The organism is Stetteria hydrogenophila, assembly GCF_054657575.1.
On record NZ_BAAHYL010000001.1, the window covers coordinates 566,946 to 586,428 of the forward strand.

Consider the following 19,483-nt stretch of genomic DNA (forward strand, 5'->3'; position numbering starts at 1 on the left):
CGGCTTGGCTGTGGTTGAGAGGTACTCCACGAGGGAGCAGGGCCTCGAGGGGGTCCTGGCCCGGCTCTCGAGGCCCTACAGGATAGAGGAGTACGTCGAGAGGGTTAGGCCCATAGTCGAGGCGGTGGCGAGGGAGGGCTACGAGGCGGTGAAGAGGTTCTCCCAGCGCTTCGACGGAGTCTCATTCGACGACCCGAGGGTCGGCGAGGACGAGGAGAGGGAGGCCCTCGCCGCCGTGGGGGAGGAGGTGCTCCGGGCCCTCGAGACGGCGGCGAGGGCGGTGAGGGCGTTCCAGGAGGCGGTGAAGCCCGAGCCCAGGAGAGTGGGGGGCGTGGAGCTGCGCTGGCTCCCCGTGGAGAGGGTCGGGGTCTACGCCCCCGCCGGCGGGAGGCCCTACCCCTCCACGGTCATCATGACCGTCGTCCCCGCGAGGGTGGCCGGATCGAGGCTGGTCGTCGTTGCAACCCCCCCGTCGAGGAGGAGGGGGTTCAAGGCCGACCCGCTCGTCACCGCTGCAGCCAGGGTGGCGGGGGCGGACGCGGTCTACGCCGTGGGAGGCGCCCAGGCGGTCGCGGGCCTGGCCTTCGGCGCCGCGCCGCTGCCAAGGGTGGACCTCATCGCAGGCCCTGGGGGGCCTTACGTTGAGGCGGCGAAGCTCCTCGCCTCCAGCATGGTTGGCATCGACCTGATCGCCGGCCCCACGGAGCTCGCCGTGGTCGCGGACGACTCGGCCGACCCGGAGCTGGTGGCGCTCGACATGCTGGCCCAGGCCGAGCACGGCCCCCTCTCCACGGTGCTCCTCGCAACCCCCAGCGGCTGGCTCGCCTCGGAGGTCGAGGGGATCCTGCGCCGCGCCCCCGGCGAGGGCATGGGGAGGCTCGTAATCGCGGAGACCAGGAGCCTCGGGGAGGCCGCGGAGCTCGTCGACCGCTTCGCCCCGGAGCACCTCGAGGTCCTCGCCCGGGACCCGGGTGAGGTGCTCTCGAGGGTAGGGAGCGCGGGCGCCGTGACCGTCGGCGTCCCCGCGGCGCTGCTCGACTACGCCCTGGGCCCGAGCCACGTGCTCCCCACGGGAGGCTCGGCGAGGTGGCGCGGCGGCCTGAGCGTCTACGACTTCCTCAAGCCGGTGGCAGTCGCCTCCGGGATCCCGGCCGCCGAGATCCTCGAGGCCGCCATCACCCTCGCGAGGGCTGAGGGCTTCGAGTTCCACGCGAGGAGCCTGGAGGCGAGGAGGAGTTGAGCCTGGGGTTCCTCGACGAGCTGTACAGGGTGGTGCTCGAGAGGGTCAGGGAGAAGCCTCCGGGATCCTACACTGCGAGGCTGGCGGAGGCGGGCGTGGAGGCCGCCGCCAGGAAGCTGGGGGAGGAGGCTATCGAGACAATGATCGAGGCGCTGAGGGGCGACAGGGAGGGGGTGGTGAGGGAGGCAGCGGACCTACTATACCACCTCACTGTCCTCCTGGCGCTGGTTGGAGTCGAGCCCTCCGCGGTGGCGAGGGAGCTCGAGGCTAGGAGGCGCGGGGGGAGGAGGCGGGGTTGAGGAGGCCGCTCGTCGCCGTCCTCAAGTACGGGGTCGGCAACGTCTACAGCGTCAGGGCCGGCCTCGAGAGGGCTGGGGCGAGCGTCGCGGTCGTGGAGACGCTTGTGGACCCCAGGGCGTCACGGGCGGACGGCCTCGTGCTCCCCGGCGTCGGCTCCTACAGGGCTGCGTCGAGGGCTCTAGACTCCGGGGAGCGGGGGAGGATCCTGGAGCTAGCCTCCCGGGGCACCCCCGTGCTCGGCATCTGCCTCGGCATGCAGCTCTTCTTCGAGGAGAGCGAGGAGGGGGGCGGCAGGGGGCTCGGCGTGCTGCCCGGGAGGGTTGAGAGGCTGAGGGGCGGCAGGGTGCCCCACATCGGCTGGGAGCGAGTCCACCCCATGGGGCCCTCCACGCTGCTCCGGGGCGTCGAGCCGGGGTCCTACTTTTACTTCGCCCACAGCTACGCCTACAAGGGCGTTGGGGATCCCTGGGTGAGGGCTGTGGCGGAGGTGGGGGGCGAGGCTTTCGCTGCGGTCGTGGAGGCGCCGCCCTTCTACGGGGTCCAGTTCCACCCGGAGAAGAGCAGCGCCGTGGGACTCCGGGTGCTCAGGAACTTCGTCTCAACCCTCCAGGGGTGACGGGAGCCTTGGAGCCCGGGGGCTGCAGGGTGGACTACTCCAAGCTCAACGGCCTCGTCCCAGTCATCGTGGTGGATGCTGCGAGCGGCGCGGTGCTCACCCAGGCCTACGCGAACAGGGAGGCGGTCGAGGCCACGCTGAGGACGGGGTACGCCCACTTCTACTCCAGGAGCAGGAGGAGGCTCTGGATGAAGGGGGAGACGTCGGGGAACAGGCTCAGGGTACTCAGCGTCACGGGGGACTGCGACTGCGACTCCCTCATCTACCTCGCAGTACCCGAGGGGCCCGCGTGCCACACGGGCATGTGGACGTGCTTCCACAACCCCCTAGCCGACACAGGCTTCACCGCCACCCTCTGGAGGCTGCTAACCGAGGCCCTCAGGGCTTCGAGGCTCCACAGTGACCCCCGGGGAGGCTACAGGCTCGAGGGCCCCCTCACCACCTACGAGCCACCACCCAGCCCGCTCCTCCTCTCCCTCCTAGCCACCGCCCTCCTCGGCAGGGCCGGGGTCCCCGGCAGGGGAGGGAGAGGGGCTGACTTGCTCGCGGCGCCCGAGGGCCCCGAGGCGCTCGTCGCCGCAGCCATAGCCTCCAGGGCCGGGATCCCCCTCCAGCCCGTCGGCCCCGGGAGGCCCCCCAGCTCCGTGGCGGGGAGGGAGGTGCTCGTCTACGCCAGCATAGTCTCCGGGGGCCGCCGCCTCCAGGGGATCCTAGAGGCGCTGGAGTCCCAGGGGGCCAGGGTGAAGGCTGTCCTCGCCCCCCTCGCCGTCCCAAGCGAGGGCGGCCCGGAGAGGCTCGAGCGAGCCGGCTATAGGCTCGAGCGCCTGGCGGACCTCCACTTCAAAACCGGTGGGATAGCTGTGCTGGTGAACCCCGAGACTGGGGAGCGGGTGGAGGTCAGCCTGTGGACTGGCTAGCCTGGAAGAGCCCCCGGACCCCCTCGCTGAGCTTGATGTAGGACACCAGTGTTATGGCCTGGATTATTGATATTATCGCCGGGTAGACGGCCATGAACTTGCCGGTCTCCCCGAAGGCGGTGGCGAGCACCGCTATGGTTAGCGCCACGTTCTTGGAGACAGACGTGAACACCACGGCCTGGTGCTGCTCATAGCTTAATCGGAGCAGCCTAGAGTTGATCACCAGTAGGAGGCTGATCACGACGCCGTAGTAGATCAGAGCTAGGGGGGTGAGCACCGCTAGATCCCTGTAGTGGCTCACGACGAGCCTCGCCTTGCAGGCGAAGATGAAGTAGAGGAGTATGTAGAGGCCTGTGAGGGTTGCGAGGGAGAAGTAGGGCTTCACCTCCTTAAACTTCCCCGGGCCCCCTCTCCGCTCGATGTACTCCCTCGTCGCCACGCCCAGCACGAGTGGTAGGACCAGGACCATTACCAGGCTCCGGAGGAATAGTTGGGTGGGGACGTGTATCTGCGCGCCCCGAGCCACGTAGTAGCCCATGAGAGGGTAGGCTACGAGCGATAGGAGGAACGCAGACGCCACTATGGTGACGGCTGCAAGCATGTCGCCCCCGGCGAGGCCGACGTAGCCCAAGCCCATGCTAGACGCCGGGGCGACGGAGAGGAGGAGGAGCGCCGCCTCCATCCGCGGAGGCGCTGAGAAGATCTCCGAGAGGCCGTAGAAGAGAGCGGGGGCCACTAGGAAGTTGAGTATCAACGCCTCAGCGAGCGGCTTGAGGACCGTCCTCACCTTCTTGAGGGACTCGAGTGAGAGGTTGACCATCATAGGGTATACCATGAAGAACACCGTGGGGGTGATGAGAGAGCAAGCCCACTTGGCCTTGAAGTAGTACCCGGTAACGAGGCCCGCGACGATGGAGAGGATACAGTACAGCAGCATGTTCTTCGATAGGTTCCTCTGAATCCTCTGAACGGCCGGCAAACTCACTCCCAGATCCCTCCTGAAACGCTAAGCCAGTAGCCGGCCACGGTATTCACGCGTGAAAATATCTTTACCATCCAGATTAGACACTATCAAAAGCCCTTGCGGCCGCCCTTGAAGGGCCCCGGCTCGGCGAGGAGGGACTCTGATAGGAGCCGCGGGAGGGGAGGCCCGCCCGACGGAACCCCCCGTCACTGCGCTCCCCGGGACCCTTCGGCGGGGGCCTCCGGGGGGCGAGGGCGTCTAGGAGGGATCCTGGCTGGGGGTTATGAGTCAACCCGGGGGGCTAGACGGGGTCCCGGGTTAGGCGCGGGGTTTGGGTGGCTGGCCCAGTTCACCGGCGAGCTCTCGGAGTGCACAGGTGATCGTGGGGAAGGACTCCTCTAGGATCCTCCTGGAGGCTCTCCGGACGAGGTCCTCGTCCCTGACCCCGTGCGTCTTGAGCCAGGCGTTCACAGCCCCCTTGGAGCCTTCCACACGGGCCCCGTGCAGTCTCTCGATGAGCGCGGCTAGGTTCTCCTCTATACTCCTCTCCCAGCCGAGGGCGGCGAGGTAGACCCTCAGCCTCCTCCCCTCGGGGTAGTCGAGGGCGAGAGTGAGCCTCCAGCAGCCCTCCCCAAGCGCCTCCACCTGCTCCACCCTGAAGCCCTCCCGGCGGAGCGTGCTGCGCAGCAGCTCCTCTACCTGCCCCCTGTCCCGGGGGAGGTGCTCCCTGTCGATCAGGGCCAGGTACCTGTCAACCACCGTGCGCCTAGCCAGGGCGGCGAGGCGGCGCGCGAGCCCTGCGAGGCCAGTCCCCCGGGCTTCGCGGGGGAAAAGGTTGGGCTCAGGGCGCTTGACGAGTGTGTTGTAGAAGTACTTCTCCGCGGCCGCCCTGAGAATCCTGTAATCGCGCGGGCCATCGCCTGTTACCACGTAGACGCGGGTCAGACCCTCTACCCCGGCTTCAACCCTCACCGGGCCCCACCCCCCTCTACATTTCGAGCTCGTCCACTATCCTCCTAGGATCCACGCCCCTCTCAACTAGCTCCTCGACCTCGTCGATGTCGAGGCTTTTGTGTTCAACTATGTCGTCGCCACGCTTCCTCAACACCACCACCCTCGCATCCCTAGGCTTCTCAAGGGTTAGGGCGTAGAGGAGGTCGATGCTATGGGTCGAGACCACCACCTGCCTCCCGCTCCCCGAGAGCCACCTAACCACGGCTTCAAGGAGGTCCGGGTGCATTGCTACCTCTACGTCGTCCCAGAGGATGATCCTCGGGTTCAGGTACTCCACTGCAAGGTAGACTAGCAGGAGCCTCCTCACGCCCACCCCCAGCGAGTTAACGTCGACGTAGAGTGGGCCAACGCCGCTCCCAGCCTCCTTCCTCAACGCAAGCCTGTCCCTCCGGGCAAGCACCTCTGTAAACTTGTCGTAGACGGCCTCCGAGACTATCCTGGCAGCCTTGGCGTGGAGGCCCTGTTTCTCAATCCACCTCAAAACATCCTCCTTCTCCAAGATGAACTCCCCGAGCTTAGCGTAGTAGCTGCTATTATCCGGCACGTAGAGAGCTGCTAGGTCCCTCTCAATACCGCAGCCGCATGACTTAAGGAAGCTCGCGTAGTCAGCCAAGCCCCCAAAGCGTATTGTCCTAGCCTTTCCATGGTAGTAGACGTCCACCTCTTTCTCTCTAATAGCGATGCTTACCCCGCTAATGCCGACCCCTTTTATGTCGGCCCTCTTAGCCAGCTGCAGGAACACCTTAGCCTCGCCCGTGTAGCCGTAGATCAGGGAGGAATGCCCGTCGTGGAGGTCAGCTACAACCCTTAATGGCGCATTACGATAGGGAGGTATCGGGTAGGGGAAAGGCATCGCTAGCAGGTAGAGGGCTTCCAGGATCGCGGTTTTACCCACGTTGTTCCTGCCAAGCAGAACTGTGAAGTTCGACAGCTCTAAAGGCTCTGAGAGCCCCCTAACTCCCCTGAAATCCTTGACGTCAACACTCCTCACCAGCACTGGAACCGCCCACTCGTAAAGGGGTGGAGAGTGCAGTTAAACCCAAACGCCGGCGAAGGCTTCAGAGGGAGGGGACCCGGAGGGGGATCCCGGGGGGCCGAGGGTTCCATCTTAGGCTTTGGCTTTTTGACTTACAGCTAATCGGGGGCTACGGGTTTGATTTCGACTCCGAGCTTGCCGGCGAGCTCCCTGGCCTTCTCGTCTATGAGGCCCGCTATGATTACGAGTCTGGGCTTGACGCCCTCCACCCTCTCGTAGAGCTCCCCGATCCTGCGTAGCTCGAGCACGTCGCCCGCGCCGGCGCGGGACTTGACCTCGACCAGGACGTGCACCCCATTCCTGACTAGCACGTCGACTTCGACCAGGGCCGGGTGGCCGTAGACGACTCCCTCCGAGTCGTAGTGCGTCCACCGGGACACCCTCCCGGCTCCGAGGGCCTCCTCTACCACGTACCTCATCGCGTCCCTGAACGCTGACTCGCTGATGACCCCGAACCTGTGGGCCACCGCCAGCACTATCCTCCTGTTATTCCTAACCTCCTCCTCTAGCCTCGCCAGCCTCTCCTCCACCCTCAACATGCGCTCCTCCAGCTTCTGCTGGCGCTCCTCTAGCCGTTGCTGCCTCTCCTCCAGCCTCTGCTGCCGTTCCTCAAGCCGCTGCTGGCGCTCCTCGAGTCTGGCGAAGTGCTCCTCTAGTTTCTGCTGACGCTCCTCCAGTTTTTGCTGCCTCTCCTCGAGCCTAGCGAACCTTTCCTCCAGCCTCGCGAACCTCTCTTCGAGCCTCTGCTGCCTCTCCTCTATGCGCGTGATCCTCTCGAGTACCTCCCCGTAGCCTAGGAGCCCCATGACGGCGTAGCGGAACTCCCTATCCTCCTCTAGGGCCTTTAGGAAGCGCTCCTTCTCCTCCCTTGTGAGGCTCAAGCCCCGACACCGAGGCGCCTGGTGTAGAGCCCTTCCAGATTAACGCGGGCGGCCCTTAAAAGCACGGCCCCCTAGAGGTGGGGGTTCACGCTACATCTCCGCGTCCCAGTCGCCCGCGTCGAGGTCTGCGTCGACCTGGTCCATGTCGTCCCCGCTGGGCGGCTCCCAGTCGCCCTCGGCGGCCTCCCCGAGGGCTAGCGCCGGTAGGAGGGTCCCCACCACCCAGGCCGGGATGAGGTTGAGGAACGCCATGGCTGGGAGTACTGCCAGGATGTCGGGCTCCAGGGGAGGCGCCTCGCGGCCGCTCCTAGCCTCCTCTGCAGCCTTTACCGCCGCCTCGCTCGCCCTCTTGAGGATCTCGAGCGCCTCGGGGACCGCGTCGAGGCCGCGCTTGGTGAGCCTCAGCCTCTCCCTCTTGAAGATGAGCCCCTTCCGTACCCGCTCCACGAGACCCTTGGCCTCGAGGCTCGCCACTATCCTCTCAGCCTCGGAGGTTGAGACCTGAAGCGCCTCAGCCACCCCCTTAACGGTGTCGACCCCCCTGTGGATCACGAGGAGCGCCGCGGCCTCGCTGTAAGTCAAGCCGGCGGGCACCACTGCACCACCAACCCTACTGGGATTTGTAGAGAGGTAAAAGGCGCCGGGCCTCTAGAGTGCTGGGCGGGGACAGGAAATAGCACTCTACAAAATAACACTCTACCCGGTTAGAAGTGTCAAGAAAAACTGTGGACCCGGTAGCGCTGGAGGGGCGCCGCTACTTCCTGGTGAGGACTAGCCCGGCGGCGCCGAGCGCCACTATGAGGGCGAGTACCGCCAGGGCTAGCGCGTTGCCGGCCTTCCCGGCAGCGCTGTCCGCGGCGTTCTTGGCTTCAACCGCGGCCTGCTGGGCCGCCTCGGCCTTCTGGCTGGCATCGCTCAGCTGGCCCTCTAGCTGGCTGATCTTAGCCTCCAGCTGGTTGACCTTGGCGTTGAGGCTGCTTATGCCCTCCATGGCACCCTCCAAGCTGGACTTGGCGCTCTCCAGGTCGCTCTGCACCGCCTGGAGCTGCGAGTAGACGCCGTTGAGGGCTTGGAGGCTCTTCAGGGGGGCGAAGTAGCCTAGGGCGACGAAGATGAGGTTCCTGACGAAGCTCGGCCCGTCAAGCCTTACGCCGTGGTAGAGCCAGGTAGCCATTGACTGGTAGCCCGAGTAGGGGCTCTCACCGCTCGCCACCACGGTCTTGAGCGGGCTCGTCTTAACCCTCTCAATGGCGAGCAGGGGGAACCTGCCGGTGTCGCCTGCGTGGTAGAGGACGCCGCTCAGCCCGCCGCTATCGGCGGTCTGGTGCTCGACTATAACCCCCGAGTCGCTGGTTCTGACTATCACGCAGACGTTGGGCACCGGGGTTTCGAGCGGGTTCACCGGGTTCCCGTTGTCGTCCAGGGCGTAGACTGCTCCGGGGCCGTGGAAGAGCACCTTGCTGGCGACGTACGCCAGCAGGGCGCTGGGCCTATCCTTGGGCGTCGGGTCGACTATGCCCACGACCCTGTACGTCTTCCCGGCGTAGCTCTCCTGGTCCTCGACACTCACATAGTCGACCCTGAGCCTGCTCCCGAGGGCCTCGAGGACCTGGTTGGCGAACTGCTGCGCCGTCTCACTACCCTGGGCGGGGTAGTCGCTGTCAGCGGCAACCCACACCGCCCTCGGGCTCTCAGGGTCGTTAAACCAGTCCGCCAGCGCCTGCAGCTCCATGGGGTCGGGGAGCAGCGTCGGCTGCCCGATTATCACCATGTCCACGCCGTTCAGGTTGTCGGGCGTGAAGCCCCCCACCCTGACCTCGTCCGCGAGCTTCAGCACCGACTCCGGGAGGCTAGCCACGTCGGCCTCGCTGGCGACTAGGACTATCCAGTAAGCCTCGGGCACCAGCTTCATCAAGTAATCCAAGCCGCCCGGGTTCTGCCCGTGCGACATGTCAACCAGGATCACGAGCCCAGGAGACCGGGCTGCGCCCGCGACGAGCCCAGCGATAGGAGCGGCGATGATCAGAGCCACCACTACTAGCGAGAGGATCCTCGACATCCGTCCGCCACACCCGTCAATTATCCACTAAAACCTCGCGGGGGGCCTAAATCGGTTAATGACCCACTACGACAGCGCGCCGCTGCCACCCATTAGCTGGAACCATTAGACGGAATGTTAACACTGCAACGTTAAACACTGTTAAACTCGGTTGGGTTTAAATGCATCGCCATTGAAAGCAACTGTATATGAAGATATTCAAAGAAATATTACGTGCTGTTTTACACGATAAAACACCCGAGGTGCTTTGGTGTGGCGAGTAGCCTGTCCTCGGCCGGTCGAGACGGCACTAAGCTGATGGAAGCCGCTAGGATGGTTATCGAGGACCTGAAGGCCCTTGAGGCCGAGCTTGGCGCTGAGGCGGTAGACGGCCTATACTCGATCCTAGAGGGTAGCCCCGACGTCTCCTGCGCCCTGGCCAAGAAGCTGCGCGGCAGGAGGGACAAGCAGTACGGGAGGGTCTCCCTCTTCCGGAGGTGAGTAGTGGATGGAGCAGCCTAAACTCTCGAGGAGGGGCTTCCTAAAGCTTGCAGCCCTAGCGGCTGCAGCCCTGGGAGCCGAGTCCTCCCTGCTAGCTAAGGCGGTCATCCCACCCTACAAGAAGACTAAGGGTAAGTGGCAGCTCGGGGAGATAGGCGGCAAGTTCAGCTTGGAGCAGGCCAGGGTGGCCAGGGGGATCTGCCCCTACTGCTCCGTGGGCTGCGCCATAGACGTGTACACGGTCGGCGATAAGATCGTTCACATGCGTGGCGCGAGCGACTCACCCTTCAACAGGGGGAGGCTGTGCCCCAAGGGCGTTGCGTCATTCCAGCTCGTGGAGAACGATCTGAGAGTGCTGAGGCCAATGATTAGGACGGGCCCGAAGCCTCCCCCGGAGGAGATACTCTCCGCGAAGAGCTGGGACGAGTTCGTCTCTATAGTCAAGAAGTACCCGCCCAAGTGGAGGCCCGTGAGCTGGGACGAGGCGTTCAAGTACATAGCCAGGAAGCTGAAGGCGATAATGGACGAGTACCGCGCGTCGAGCGGCGCCCCAGCGTTCAAGGACGGCTACTACTACAAGGGTGCCGAGACGCCGGTCATGCTGATGGGAGGCTCCGTGATGACCAACGAGGAGGGCTACCTCAACAACAAGCTGGCGGTGTTCATTGGGACCAACAACTTCGACAGCGAGTACAGGAAGTGCCACAGCTCGACGGTCACAGGGCTGGCGACAACCTACGGGTGGGGCGCTGAGACCGCTAGCAACGAGGACCTCGCCCTGGCCAGCGTGGTGCTTTTCCTGAGCGACCCCGCTAAGGCGCACCCGCTATCCTTCTACTACTTCCTCAAGGCGAAGGAGAACGGCGCCAAGTTCATAGTGGCCGACCCCAGGTTCTCAAGGACTGCGACCTACGCCGACCTCTGGCTCCCCATCAGGAGCGGCTCCGACGTGGCGGTGTTGTGGTACATACTCCACTACGCGTTCTTCGAGAGGAACCCGCCAATAGATGAGCTGCCGGAGTTCAAGAGGCTGATGTCCAGGTGGAACATTACGGAGGACGACTTGGAGGATTTAAAGGCCCTGATTAAGGAGTACGACGTGAACGCAGCCTCCAAGATAACAGGCGTGCCCGCGGAGAAGCTCAGGAAGGCCGCCGAGTGGTTCGTGGAGAACAGTGGAGTCGCAACCAACCACAAGAAGCACGGGATAATACAGTGGGCCATGGGCTCAACCCAGCACACGAACGCCTCCGTCAACATCATTAGAGCCGCGGCGATAGTCCAGCTTCTCCTAGGCAACGTGGGCTACCCCGGAGGCGGCACCCACCCCTTCAGGGGCCACAGCAACGTGCAGGGCGTCACCGACGTCCAGTTCGGCCCAGGCGGGCTGCCCGGCTACCCGGCGGTCCCCAAGTCGACGCTCGAGATCAGGGTCTACCAGGACTGGAAGCTGCAGGGCATGCCCGACGCCTGGAACTGGGAGGTCCCGGAGTGGGCTAGGGACAAGCCGCCGTTCAACGCTATAAAGAAGCCTAACAAGGGAGAGGCCGACCTTGCCAAGGCGCTGAGGGTGTGGATCTTCAATGGGTGGAGGAGGCACGAGCTCACGTGGGGCATCTTCCTCGGCACGATACCCGAGGACGACCCAGTCAACGGTGTAGTTGTGAGCGACATACCGATAGGAGCCGGCAGCAGCGAGACCACCTGGCCGCCGAGGGCCCTCAACGGCGAGATCAGGGCAATGATCATGTTCGGCGAGAACCCGGCCATGACCGACCCCGACATTAAACTCACCGCCGCCGCGCTGGCCAGCCTAGACCTCCTCGTGGTCGCCGACATATTCGAGACTGAGACGGCGTGGTTCGCCGACGTCCTCCTACCCGCCGCGGCCCGCTTCGAGCGCGAGGGCTCGATCACCAACGGAAACAGGGTGATACAGTGGACCTACAAGGCCAAGGACCCGAGCGGTATGGCCAGGCCCGACGTCTGGATCCTGGTTAAGCTCTACGAGTACCTCAGGAGGTATGGCGTGATAAAGCTGCCGAGCGAGTACGCGGGCGTGAAGAAGGAGAAGGTCACGTTCAAGAAGAAGGGCAGGACCATACTCGTGTGGGAGAGAGAGCTGAAGCCCGACAGGAGCTGGGACTACAGGGGCGGGAGCGGCTCAGCCACGCCAGTAGGCCGGATAGAGGCTGAGGCCAACCCGAGGCTCGTGACGAGGGAGCTCAACTTCAACATGCTGATATACCAGGGCATCTGGGACCCCGTGAGGGACGAGCTTACCCCGATGAGGCAGAGCCCGAGGCTCAGGGAGCCGGGCGAGATTGACGGGACGTTCAGCAGCACGTTCAAGGTCTACAAGGACTGGGGCTGGAGCTGGCCGATGAACGTGAGGCTCATGTACAACTACGACAGCCTCAAGGCGGTCCTTGGGAAGGAGGAGGTAATCAAGGCAGCTGGCAGGGAGTGGGTTGTAACCGGCGAGACTGGCGAGATCATAGACGAGTACACAGGCGAGTACAGGCCATTCGCGGTGCCAGGCCACAACTTCTTCATACCGAAAGTCTTCAAGAGGAGACTGAGCGGGATAGCGGACCTCTTCGGAGGAGTGGACCTGATAGAGTTCATCAGGACCGGTAAGCCGAAGGTCGTCGGCAAGTTCGTCGTGGAGGAGGGCGGCGAGGTCAAGGTCTACACTTACGAGGAGTTCGTCGAGAAGACCGGCATGAAGTACCTCTGGGCCAACGACACCCTGTACATCGACGAGGATGTGCAGAGCATTGCGAAGGCTAACGTGAAGAAGCCATTCTTCTCGGGGAAGCCGTACCATGAGGCGAAGCCTACGCTGGACGCGTTCAAGGCCGACTTCAGGAGGTTCTACGAGGAGACCGGCGACATGAAGGAGGCCGTCATGAGGGTGATAGAGAAGTACGGCCGCTGGTACCCCGACTACAACTTCCAGTGGCCGCTGCACACCGAGCCGGTTGAGTCGCCGCTGATCGAGCTGCAGCTGGAGTACCCGACGATAGCGTGGCTGCACCCGTTCAACCTGAACGGCCTCATGGAGGGCATACTCGAGGTAGCCTACGACCCGAAGATGCTTGAAGGCGTGGAGGGCGAGCTGGCAGTATTAACCACTCACAGGATGACGGAGACCTGGCACTCAGGCGTCATGTCGAGGAACCTGCCCTACCTAGCCGAGCTCGTGCCGGCTGCCATCGCCCAGGTGCCGAGGAAGCTTGCCGAGAAGATCGGGGTCAAGACCGGCGACTACATCGAGATAGTGACCGTTAGGGGCTCGATAAAGATCAAGGCCTGGGTCACCGATGGAATGGCGTACCTGAACATCAACGGCAAGGAAGTGCCGGTGGTCAGCGTCCACTGGAGCTTCGGCTTCACCGGGCGCCTGCACGGCGCGGCCGGCAACTTCATCACACCCGGCGTGGTCGACGTCAAGACAACTATACAGGAGTCCAAAGCCTTCCTGGGCAAGGTCAGGAAGGCCTCTTAACCTTGATTTGTTTTTTAGATTTTTTGAACGTGTTAGGGGGTGAATGCCCGTGGGTAACGGCTTCGGGGTTTTGGTGCACCTCGACCGGTGTATAGGCTGTAGGGCGTGCCAGGTGGCGTGCAAGGAGTGGAACGGCCTCCCCGCGGAGCCTCTGAGGTTCGTCGACGTGTGGCCCGTTGAGGGCGAGGGTCTAACATCCCCGCCGGACCTCAACGCTAACACGTGGAAGCTCGTGCGCTTCGTGGAGACGAAGATGAAGTACACGTCGGGATTCGAGGATCCCTACGTGCAGCCATTCCCGTACAACTGCCTCCACTGCGTCGACCCGCCCTGCGCTAGGGCATGCCCCGCTGGAGCGATCGAGGTAACAGAGGAGGGCGCCGTCGTCATAAACCCTGACGCCTGCGTCGGCTGCGGCCTCTGCGAGGCCGCGTGCCCGTTCCACATACCGAGGAGGAACGAGGAGACCGGGAAGTACGCCAAGTGCACCTTCTGCGTTGACAGGCTCCAGGCCGGGATGGAGCCTGCGTGCGTCGCGGCGTGCCCCACCGGGGTCTTCGAGTTCGGAGACTTCGACGAGATAGTGGCCAAGGCGAGGAGACTCAAGGAGCAGGGCATGGAGGTCTACGGCATTGACCTACCGGACTACGTCGGCGGGGCCACCAGGTGGATCTACGTGATCTCCAAGGAGAAGGCCCAGGTGCTGAAGAAGACCCTCCCAGAGAAGCCCGTCGTCAAGGAGGGCGAGTACAGGGAGGCATTGCAGAGCCTCACCAAGTACGGCGGCACAGCCACCGTGCTAGCCCTCACAGCCCTAGGCCTTGTATCCTGGAGGGCCTACAGGATGAAGGAGAAGAAGGCGGGAGGTGGTGAGCAGTGAGCGGGGGTGAGCAGGCTATGAAGAGGAAGCTAGTGATAATGGATCTAGGCTACAGGATAGTGCACCTGCTCAACATGATATTCTTCATATCCCTGGCACTATCAGGCCTAGTAATGTTCCTACCCGGGGCCATGTCTAGGTTCATGTACGCCGTAGGCCAGGCCCTCTCCACGCTGACAGGGCTGAAAGTGGACCCGGTCATGGCTGGGATAGAGTGGGCTAGAACCTGGCACAGGATAGTGGGCATCGTGTGGGGGCTACTGCTGATAACATACCTGATCTACTACCTAGCGTTCAACAGGAAGTTCCACATATTCAAGCCGATCATTAGAGGGCTAGGCACCCAGATCAGGGAGGCCAAGGCCCTCAGCAACCTCTACATAAAGGGCGAGCCTCTCCCTGGGGATGTCGCCAGGCAGCTGAAGAGGTACAACGTCTTCGTGGGCTGGCTTTACACGGTCGTGCTGATACCCGCCGTCATACTGCTCTCAGTCAGCGGGGTGGCGCTCCTCTACAGGGAGCAGCTAGGCCTGAGCATCTCCCAGGTAAGGCTAATGCTGGCACTCCACGACACGGGCTTTGTGCTAGGCGTGCTATTCCTGCTGCTCCACCTCTTCGCCTCGCTGCACCCAGCCAACAGGCCGCTGCTCAGGGCGGTCTTCTTCGACGGCGGAGTCCCGGAGGACTGGGCGAAGGGGCACATGAGCGAGGAGGTTCTTAAGGAGGTAACCACGGAGAAGATCGTGGTGGAGGACTGAGGAGAGCAGAGGGGTTGAGTAGGGGTTTGAACAGGGAGCTGCGAGAGCTTGCCGAGGAGCTTCGCTGCGGCGAGGACGAGGAGTGCCGCAGGGACCTAAGGGAGCTGGAGGGGCTCGTCAGGGAGCTGGACTCCCTGGCCTCCAAGCTCCCCAAACCCTTTTTAACCGACGCCCCCCAGGGCGGGGGGCCCCTTATTTCTAGGGTTCAAAACCTGGAAGAGCTCAGGAGAAGCGCCCTGAGCCTTGTGGAGGGCAACGAGGACCTCGCAGACTACCTGGTCAGGAGGAGGCTGTACCTGGAGCTAGGCAGGGAGCTGGGCAGACTCGCCACGGCTCCCAGGGACTCCCCGGTCTGCCCGGTCTGCGGCCGCAGGCCCCGGGTGGTGGTGCTGAAGCGCGGCGAGACCGGCCTCTTCGCGGGCCACGACGCGGTGGCTAGGTGCACGTGCGGGGCTGAGTGGCCATACAACGAGTGGCTCTGCCCCTCCTGCAGGGGGATGGGTAGGGATAACTTCGAGGTATACCTTTTCAGGAGCAAGGAGCGCGGCGAGACCCCGGTGCTCGAGGTCAGGGTGTGCAGGAAGTGCGGCTACAAGCTGGCCGTGGTGTGGGGGGACGTGGACCAGGTGGATGTCGCCTTCATTAACTTGATCCTGGACAGCTTCAACGTCTAGGGAGGTGCCGCAGCGTTGTCGGGCCTGGACGGGCTGCAGGAGTTCAGGCTGGCAGCCGAGGGCGGAGTAGCCTATGAGGAGGTTAGCGGCGTCAGGCTGGCGGTTGACAGGGTCTACAGGCTCATAGTCAACTCCAGGGAGTGCGGCGAGCTAGTCTCCACACCCTCGAACCTCGAAGACGTCGGGCTGGGGTTCGCCGCCAGCGAGCTCGGAGTGATGGACGCGGGCGCTGTCAGGGTGACGGTGCGAGGCGACGCTGTAGAGGTGGAGGTGGAGGGCCTCCCGGCGGGATCCGAGTGCGGGGGTGAGGGGTTAGCCCCCAAGCGCCTAGCGGCGCGTGGCCCCTACACTTGGCGCGACGTGCGCCTCATATACTCGGATTTCCCTGGGAGGACGGCTGGCCGCCGCTACGGAGTCTCAGCCCACACCGCGGCGATCTACAGCCTAGACGAGGGCCTCGCAGTCGTGGCCCACGACGTGAGCAGGCACACCCTCACACTCAAACTCGCGGGGCTAGCTCTGAGGGCGGGCCTCCTCGCGGAGGGGAAGAGGCTGGCGGCAGCGATCAGCGGCAGGGTCTCCGCAGACATGGTGGCCAGGCTGGCCAGCGTGGGGGTGGGCCTCGTCGTGAGCCTTAGGGGCCCCCTCCTGAGCGGGGTGGAGGCCGCCAGGAGGCTGGGCGTCACGCTGGTGGCCAATGCGAGGACCCGGGACGGGCGGTCTCTGGTCCTCCTCTCAGGGGAGCTCCTGGGCCACTGAGAACCCTCCCCTTCCCTCCTTGGCAGTATTCGGGTTACTCGACGCGACCCGCCCGCCTCCCCGAGCCCTTCACTAGGACCTGCCCCTGCACCACGCTAGGGGGGCTCCGCTCCCGGGGCTCTCGTGGTGGCCGAGCCTCCTTAGGGCTTCGCAGTAGTCCTGCCAGGCGTGCCTCGCCAGGTGGGCCACGCCGAGCCTCTTGTACTCGAGCGCCTCCAGGTAGTAGTGCGTGTAGGCCCTGGGCTCCCCCACGGCTAGCTCTAGCCTCCGCGCCTCCCTGTAGTGCCTCGTAGCGCTGGAGGCGTCGACCAGGCCCTCGCCCGGCGGCTCGGGCTCGGGGTTAAGCAGCTCCTCCGGCGTGTTGGCGCTCACGAACGTCCTGCCGTCCCTGTCGCCGAGCAGGGAGGAGCCCACGAGGAGGAGCCTCGCCGCGGCCCTGTAGACGTCGCTGGGCCTGGCCAGGTGGCCCCTCCTGAGGCAGGCCTCGAGGGCGAGGCCCGGGTCTCGGATGTGGCCCCCCAGGGGTTGAATGAAGCCCGTCCCCCACATGGGGGCAGCCGCCGCGGCGCCCTCCCTCTCGGCCAGCTCGGCGAGCCTTGAGACCGCGCTGGGGGTGAGCCAGGCCATGTCGCCCGCCGCGAGCTGGAGTCCCTCCCGCCCCGCCTCGATTGCGGCCGCGGCTACGCCCTTGATTGGGCCCCTGCAGGGCAGCCACGCAGGGTCCACTACCACCTCGTACGAGCCTCCAAGCGCCTCCTCCACGTCGCCGATCGTGAGGGGGGTGGCGACAGCCACGACGCGGCTGCAGACCCCGCTCTCCTCAAGCGCGGCCGCCACCCTCGCGAGCAGCGGGGGCCCGCCCGTGGGGGGCCTCCACGCCAGCTTCCTGCCGCCGAACCTCAGCGACGCCCCGCCCGCGAGGACGGCGCAGAGGGTCAAAGAAGGGCACCTCGCTCCCCTGTCCGAGCGTTCCCCCCGGGGTCACCTCTCGTAGGTCCCCATGAGGACCGCGTGACCGACAACGTGGGGCTTGATCGCTTCAACCACCTCGTCGGCGGTGGCCCGGGGCGGGAGGCCGAGTGTCTCGACGCGGAGCGCGTGGAGGGCGAAGTAGTAGCGGTGAGCCCCATGCCCCCTCGGCGGGCAGGGGCCTCCGTAGCCTACCCGGCTGAAGTCGTTAACCCCCTGGAGGCCGAGGCCCTCCAGCCTCTCCTTAGCCGGGACCCCCTCCGGGAGCCCCGAGGCGTCGGCTGGTATGTCGTAGATCACCCAGTGGATGAAGGTCCCGACGGGGGCGTCTGGGTCGTACATGATTAAAGCGAAGCTCCTCGCCTCGCCGGGGGCGCCGCTCCACCTGAGGGGCGGGCTGACGTCCTCCCCGTCGCAGGTGTACCTGCTGGGGATCCTGGCGCCGTCCCCGAAGGCGGGGCTCTCGAGGGTGAACCTGGACCCAGAGGCTACCAGGTAGTCCCTGCGCCTCCTCCCAAAGAGGGGCATCCGGGGCCACCGAGTGGTGTAGCGCGCCGGGAGGGGAATTAACTGCACCCCGGCGCGGGGGCTAGTCCTCCCTCCACACGCTCGCCGGCGGCGTCACGCCCAGCCTGGGGGCGAGCGTCGCCGCCGTCGCGAGGGCCGCGAGGACAGCCAGGTAGGGCGTGGCGTCGGCTATCTCAGCCGGGATCCCGAGGCTCGGGAGGAGGGGGCGGGCGGCGAAGAGCGCGCCGGTGAACAGGCTCGCCGCGGCGACGCCGAGGGGGTGCCAGTAGCCGAGGATCACGAGGCCAACCGCTATCCACCCCCACCCGGCGGTCATGCCAGAGTACCAGCGGCCGTAGCTCAGGGCCTCCGACATGTAGGCGCCGGCGAGGCCGGCGAGGAGGCCGCCGGCAACCACCGCTGCAACCCTAAGCCTGACCACCCTGAGGCCCCTCGACTCAGCCGCCTCCTCGCTCTCCCCGAGCGCCCTCAGCTCCACGCCGAGCCAGGTGCGGTAGAGCAGGTAGTACTCCACCACCGCCAGGGCGACGGCTAGGGCCATGACGGCGTCCACGGAGCCCTTAACCCTGGGCAGCGGCGGGGCGGGGGCGCCGTGGGTGGCGAGGCCGATGAGGTCAGCGAGGCCCAGGCCCGCGAAGACGGTTACGAGGCCAGTCACTATCTGGTCAGCGCCCAGGATTACGACTGCGACCGCGTAGATGAGGGAGAGCACCGCGCCGGCGAGGGAGCCCGCGAGCAGGGCGGCCGCGGGGGACCCGGTCTCGACGCCCGCCAGCACGCCCATGGCGGCGCCGACTGCCATCATCCCCTCGACGCCCAGGTTAACCCTGCCGGTCCTCTCCACCAGCGTCTCCCCGAGGGCGGCCAGCATGAGGGGGGTGGCGTTGGCGAGCGAGGCCGCCAGCACCGCCGCCAGGCTAGCCACTCCTCACACCCCTCCCCGCCTTGAGCAGGGCGGCGGCGAGCACCGCCATGGCCTGGGTTAGGAGGACGAAGTTGAAGGGCACGCCGAGCGCTTGGAGGGAGTAGCCGGCCACGACCAGGGCCGAGAAGAAGAGGGAGACTGGGAGCGTGGCGAGGGCGCTGGTCCCGGATAGCCAGGCGACGAGAACGCCCATGTAGCCGTAGCCGGGGGGCTGGCTCATGGCCTGGAAGCTCCTCTGGAAGGAGAGCATCATGAGCCCTCCACCGAGGCCCGCGGCGGCGCCGGAGAGCACTGCGACCGCGAGGATGAGGGTGCGCCTCGGCAGGGTGTACGTCTCCGCCGCCCTCACCGCGGCCCCGTATGCCTCGGCTGCGACGCCGAGCTTCGTCCTGGCCCGGATGAACTCGAAGAGAACCGCGGCCGCCACGACAACGACTGCGATGTGCAGGTAGCCGAGGCTGTACTCGTCCGGCACCGGCCTGGTCGCGGTGAAGGCCCCAGCCCTCCAGGGGCCCGCGATGAGGTAGTTCAAGGCCGAGAGGGCGACGTAGTTGAGCATCAGGCTGCTCAGGACCTCGTTAACCCTGGCGTAGACCCTGAGGAGCCCCGGGATGGAGCCCCACGCCGCGCCTACCAGGGCGGCGAGGGCGAGCGCAGCCGCGACGCCCCCCGCCCTGGGGGCCGTGGGCCAGGCGTAGGCGAGGAGCCAGAGGGCCGCGGCGGAGCCTAGGAGCACCTGGCCCTCCGAGCCTATCGTTATGAAGCCAGCCCTGTAGGCGAGGGTGAGGCCCGCGGCGGAGCACGTGATGGGCCCCATGTACTTGACGGCCGCCTCGAGTCCGGAGGGGCTAGTGAATACACCGATGACCTCCCTGGCGACGCCTAGAGCCCCAGCGCTCGTGAAGTGCGCCGCTACCGCCACCATCGCCAGCACTGCCGCCGCAGCCGCCGCCCCGAGCCAGCCACGCACCC

The 19,483-nt window shown here is 65.4% G+C and carries 20 protein-coding genes; 10 read left to right on the top strand and 10 right to left on the bottom strand.

The window, feature by feature from the left end; translation table 11 throughout:
- Positions 1-10 precede the first annotated feature (10 nt).
- Genes hisD through ACYQ3J_RS03010 form a run of 4 tightly spaced genes read left to right on the top strand, consistent with a single transcriptional unit; the run spans position 11 to position 3,073 of the window.
- Positions 11-1,240 (top strand): histidinol dehydrogenase, encoded by a 1,230-nt coding sequence (gene hisD, locus ACYQ3J_RS02995; protein ID WP_460124638.1) that lies wholly within the window; start codon positions 11-13, stop codon positions 1,238-1,240.
- The gene (gene hisE / locus ACYQ3J_RS03000; protein WP_460124289.1) at positions 1,237-1,539 is read left to right on the top strand and encodes a phosphoribosyl-ATP diphosphatase; all 303 of its coding nucleotides are present in this window, start codon (positions 1,237-1,239) and stop codon (positions 1,537-1,539) included. The genes hisD and hisE overlap by 4 nt, the downstream gene beginning before the upstream one ends.
- Positions 1,536-2,156, top strand: coding sequence for an imidazole glycerol phosphate synthase subunit HisH (hisH, locus tag ACYQ3J_RS03005; RefSeq protein ID WP_460124292.1), 621 nt, complete (start codon positions 1,536-1,538; stop codon positions 2,154-2,156). The genes hisE and hisH overlap by 4 nt, the downstream gene beginning before the upstream one ends.
- Positions 2,157-2,164: 8 nt before the next feature.
- Positions 2,165-3,073, top strand: a complete 909-nt coding sequence (locus ACYQ3J_RS03010) for a phosphoribosyl-AMP cyclohydrolase (RefSeq protein WP_460124295.1) — start codon at positions 2,165-2,167, stop codon at positions 3,071-3,073.
- Here ACYQ3J_RS03010 and ACYQ3J_RS03015 read toward each other — a convergent pair.
- The 6 genes from ACYQ3J_RS03015 to ACYQ3J_RS03040 form a co-directional block, all read right to left on the bottom strand.
- Positions 3,054-4,052 carry an arsenic resistance protein gene (locus ACYQ3J_RS03015; RefSeq protein WP_460124302.1) on the bottom strand — a complete coding sequence of 333 codons (999 nt, stop codon included), beginning with the start codon at positions 4,050-4,052 and terminating at the stop codon, positions 3,054-3,056. The two genes, ACYQ3J_RS03010 and ACYQ3J_RS03015, sit on opposite strands and share 20 nt — an antisense overlap.
- Before the next feature lie 303 nt (positions 4,053-4,355).
- Positions 4,356-5,009, bottom strand: a complete 654-nt coding sequence (locus ACYQ3J_RS03020; protein ID WP_460124307.1) for a hypothetical protein — start codon at positions 5,007-5,009, stop codon at positions 4,356-4,358.
- A 16-nt stretch (positions 5,010-5,025) separates the two neighbouring features.
- Complete coding sequence (locus tag ACYQ3J_RS03025) at positions 5,026-6,048, bottom strand: AAA family ATPase (protein ID WP_460124310.1); 1,023 nt, start codon at positions 6,046-6,048, stop codon at positions 5,026-5,028.
- A gap of 137 nt (positions 6,049-6,185) precedes the next feature.
- Complete coding sequence (locus ACYQ3J_RS03030) at positions 6,186-6,968, bottom strand: PD-(D/E)XK nuclease family protein (RefSeq protein ID WP_460124313.1); 783 nt, start codon at positions 6,966-6,968, stop codon at positions 6,186-6,188.
- 90 nt (positions 6,969-7,058) lie between these two features.
- Positions 7,059-7,562, bottom strand: a complete 504-nt coding sequence (locus ACYQ3J_RS03035; protein WP_460124316.1) for a MarR family transcriptional regulator — start codon at positions 7,560-7,562, stop codon at positions 7,059-7,061.
- A 160-nt stretch (positions 7,563-7,722) separates the two neighbouring features.
- Positions 7,723-9,027 (bottom strand): hypothetical protein, encoded by a 1,305-nt coding sequence (locus tag ACYQ3J_RS03040; protein ID WP_460124319.1) that lies wholly within the window; start codon positions 9,025-9,027, stop codon positions 7,723-7,725.
- Positions 9,028-9,279: 252 nt separating this feature from the next.
- On the opposite strand from ACYQ3J_RS03040, the gene ACYQ3J_RS03045 reads away from it, so the two are divergent.
- Genes ACYQ3J_RS03045 through ACYQ3J_RS03070 form a run of 6 tightly spaced genes read left to right on the top strand, consistent with a single transcriptional unit; the run spans position 9,280 to position 16,089 of the window.
- On the top strand, positions 9,280-9,507 hold the full coding sequence (locus tag ACYQ3J_RS03045; RefSeq protein ID WP_460124321.1) for a hypothetical protein: 228 nt from the start codon (positions 9,280-9,282) through the stop codon (positions 9,505-9,507).
- 7 nt (positions 9,508-9,514) lie between these two features.
- Complete coding sequence (locus ACYQ3J_RS03050; RefSeq protein ID WP_460124324.1) at positions 9,515-13,018, top strand: molybdopterin-dependent oxidoreductase; 3,504 nt, start codon at positions 9,515-9,517, stop codon at positions 13,016-13,018.
- 43 nt (positions 13,019-13,061) lie between these two features.
- A complete protein-coding gene (locus ACYQ3J_RS03055) occupies positions 13,062-13,898 on the top strand; it encodes a 4Fe-4S dicluster domain-containing protein (protein ID WP_460124327.1) in 837 nt (278 codons plus the stop codon).
- Positions 13,895-14,656 (top strand): cytochrome b/b6 domain-containing protein, encoded by a 762-nt coding sequence (locus ACYQ3J_RS03060; protein ID WP_460124330.1) that lies wholly within the window; start codon positions 13,895-13,897, stop codon positions 14,654-14,656. The genes ACYQ3J_RS03055 and ACYQ3J_RS03060 overlap by 4 nt, the downstream gene beginning before the upstream one ends.
- A 14-nt stretch (positions 14,657-14,670) precedes the next feature.
- Positions 14,671-15,330, top strand: coding sequence for a hypothetical protein (locus ACYQ3J_RS03065; RefSeq protein WP_460124332.1), 660 nt, complete (start codon positions 14,671-14,673; stop codon positions 15,328-15,330).
- A gap of 15 nt (positions 15,331-15,345) precedes the next feature.
- On the top strand, positions 15,346-16,089 hold the full coding sequence (locus ACYQ3J_RS03070; RefSeq protein WP_460124335.1) for a formate dehydrogenase accessory sulfurtransferase FdhD: 744 nt from the start codon (positions 15,346-15,348) through the stop codon (positions 16,087-16,089).
- A 72-nt stretch (positions 16,090-16,161) separates the two neighbouring features.
- Here ACYQ3J_RS03070 and mobA read toward each other — a convergent pair whose 3' ends face one another.
- From mobA to ACYQ3J_RS03090, 4 genes are all read right to left on the bottom strand, one after another.
- Positions 16,162-17,028 (bottom strand): molybdenum cofactor guanylyltransferase, encoded by an 867-nt coding sequence (gene mobA / locus ACYQ3J_RS03075; RefSeq protein WP_460124338.1) that lies wholly within the window; start codon positions 17,026-17,028, stop codon positions 16,162-16,164.
- A gap of 42 nt (positions 17,029-17,070) precedes the next feature.
- Positions 17,071-17,586 (bottom strand): YbhB/YbcL family Raf kinase inhibitor-like protein, encoded by a 516-nt coding sequence (locus ACYQ3J_RS03080; RefSeq protein ID WP_460124341.1) that lies wholly within the window; start codon positions 17,584-17,586, stop codon positions 17,071-17,073.
- A 61-nt stretch (positions 17,587-17,647) separates the two neighbouring features.
- On the bottom strand, positions 17,648-18,511 hold the full coding sequence (locus ACYQ3J_RS03085; protein WP_460124344.1) for an ABC transporter permease subunit: 864 nt from the start codon (positions 18,509-18,511) through the stop codon (positions 17,648-17,650).
- Positions 18,504-19,481 carry an ABC transporter permease subunit gene (locus tag ACYQ3J_RS03090; RefSeq protein ID WP_460124347.1) on the bottom strand — a complete coding sequence of 326 codons (978 nt, stop codon included), beginning with the start codon at positions 19,479-19,481 and terminating at the stop codon, positions 18,504-18,506. Before ACYQ3J_RS03090 ends, ACYQ3J_RS03085 begins: the two co-directional genes overlap by 8 nt.
- Between the last annotated feature and the right edge of the window lie 2 nt (positions 19,482-19,483).

Coding starts and splice junctions, on each gene's coding strand:
- ACYQ3J_RS03040 (WP_460124319.1), bottom strand. CDS start 9,027: ATGTCGAGGATCCTCTCGCTAGTAGTGGTGGCTCTGATCATCGCCGCT.
- ACYQ3J_RS03055 (WP_460124327.1), top strand. CDS start 13,062: ATGCCCGTGGGTAACGGCTTCGGGGTTTTGGTGCACCTCGACCGGTGT.
- ACYQ3J_RS03080 (WP_460124341.1), bottom strand. CDS start 17,586: ATGCCCCTCTTTGGGAGGAGGCGCAGGGACTACCTGGTAGCCTCTGGG.
- ACYQ3J_RS03050 (WP_460124324.1), top strand. CDS start 9,515: ATGGAGCAGCCTAAACTCTCGAGGAGGGGCTTCCTAAAGCTTGCAGCC.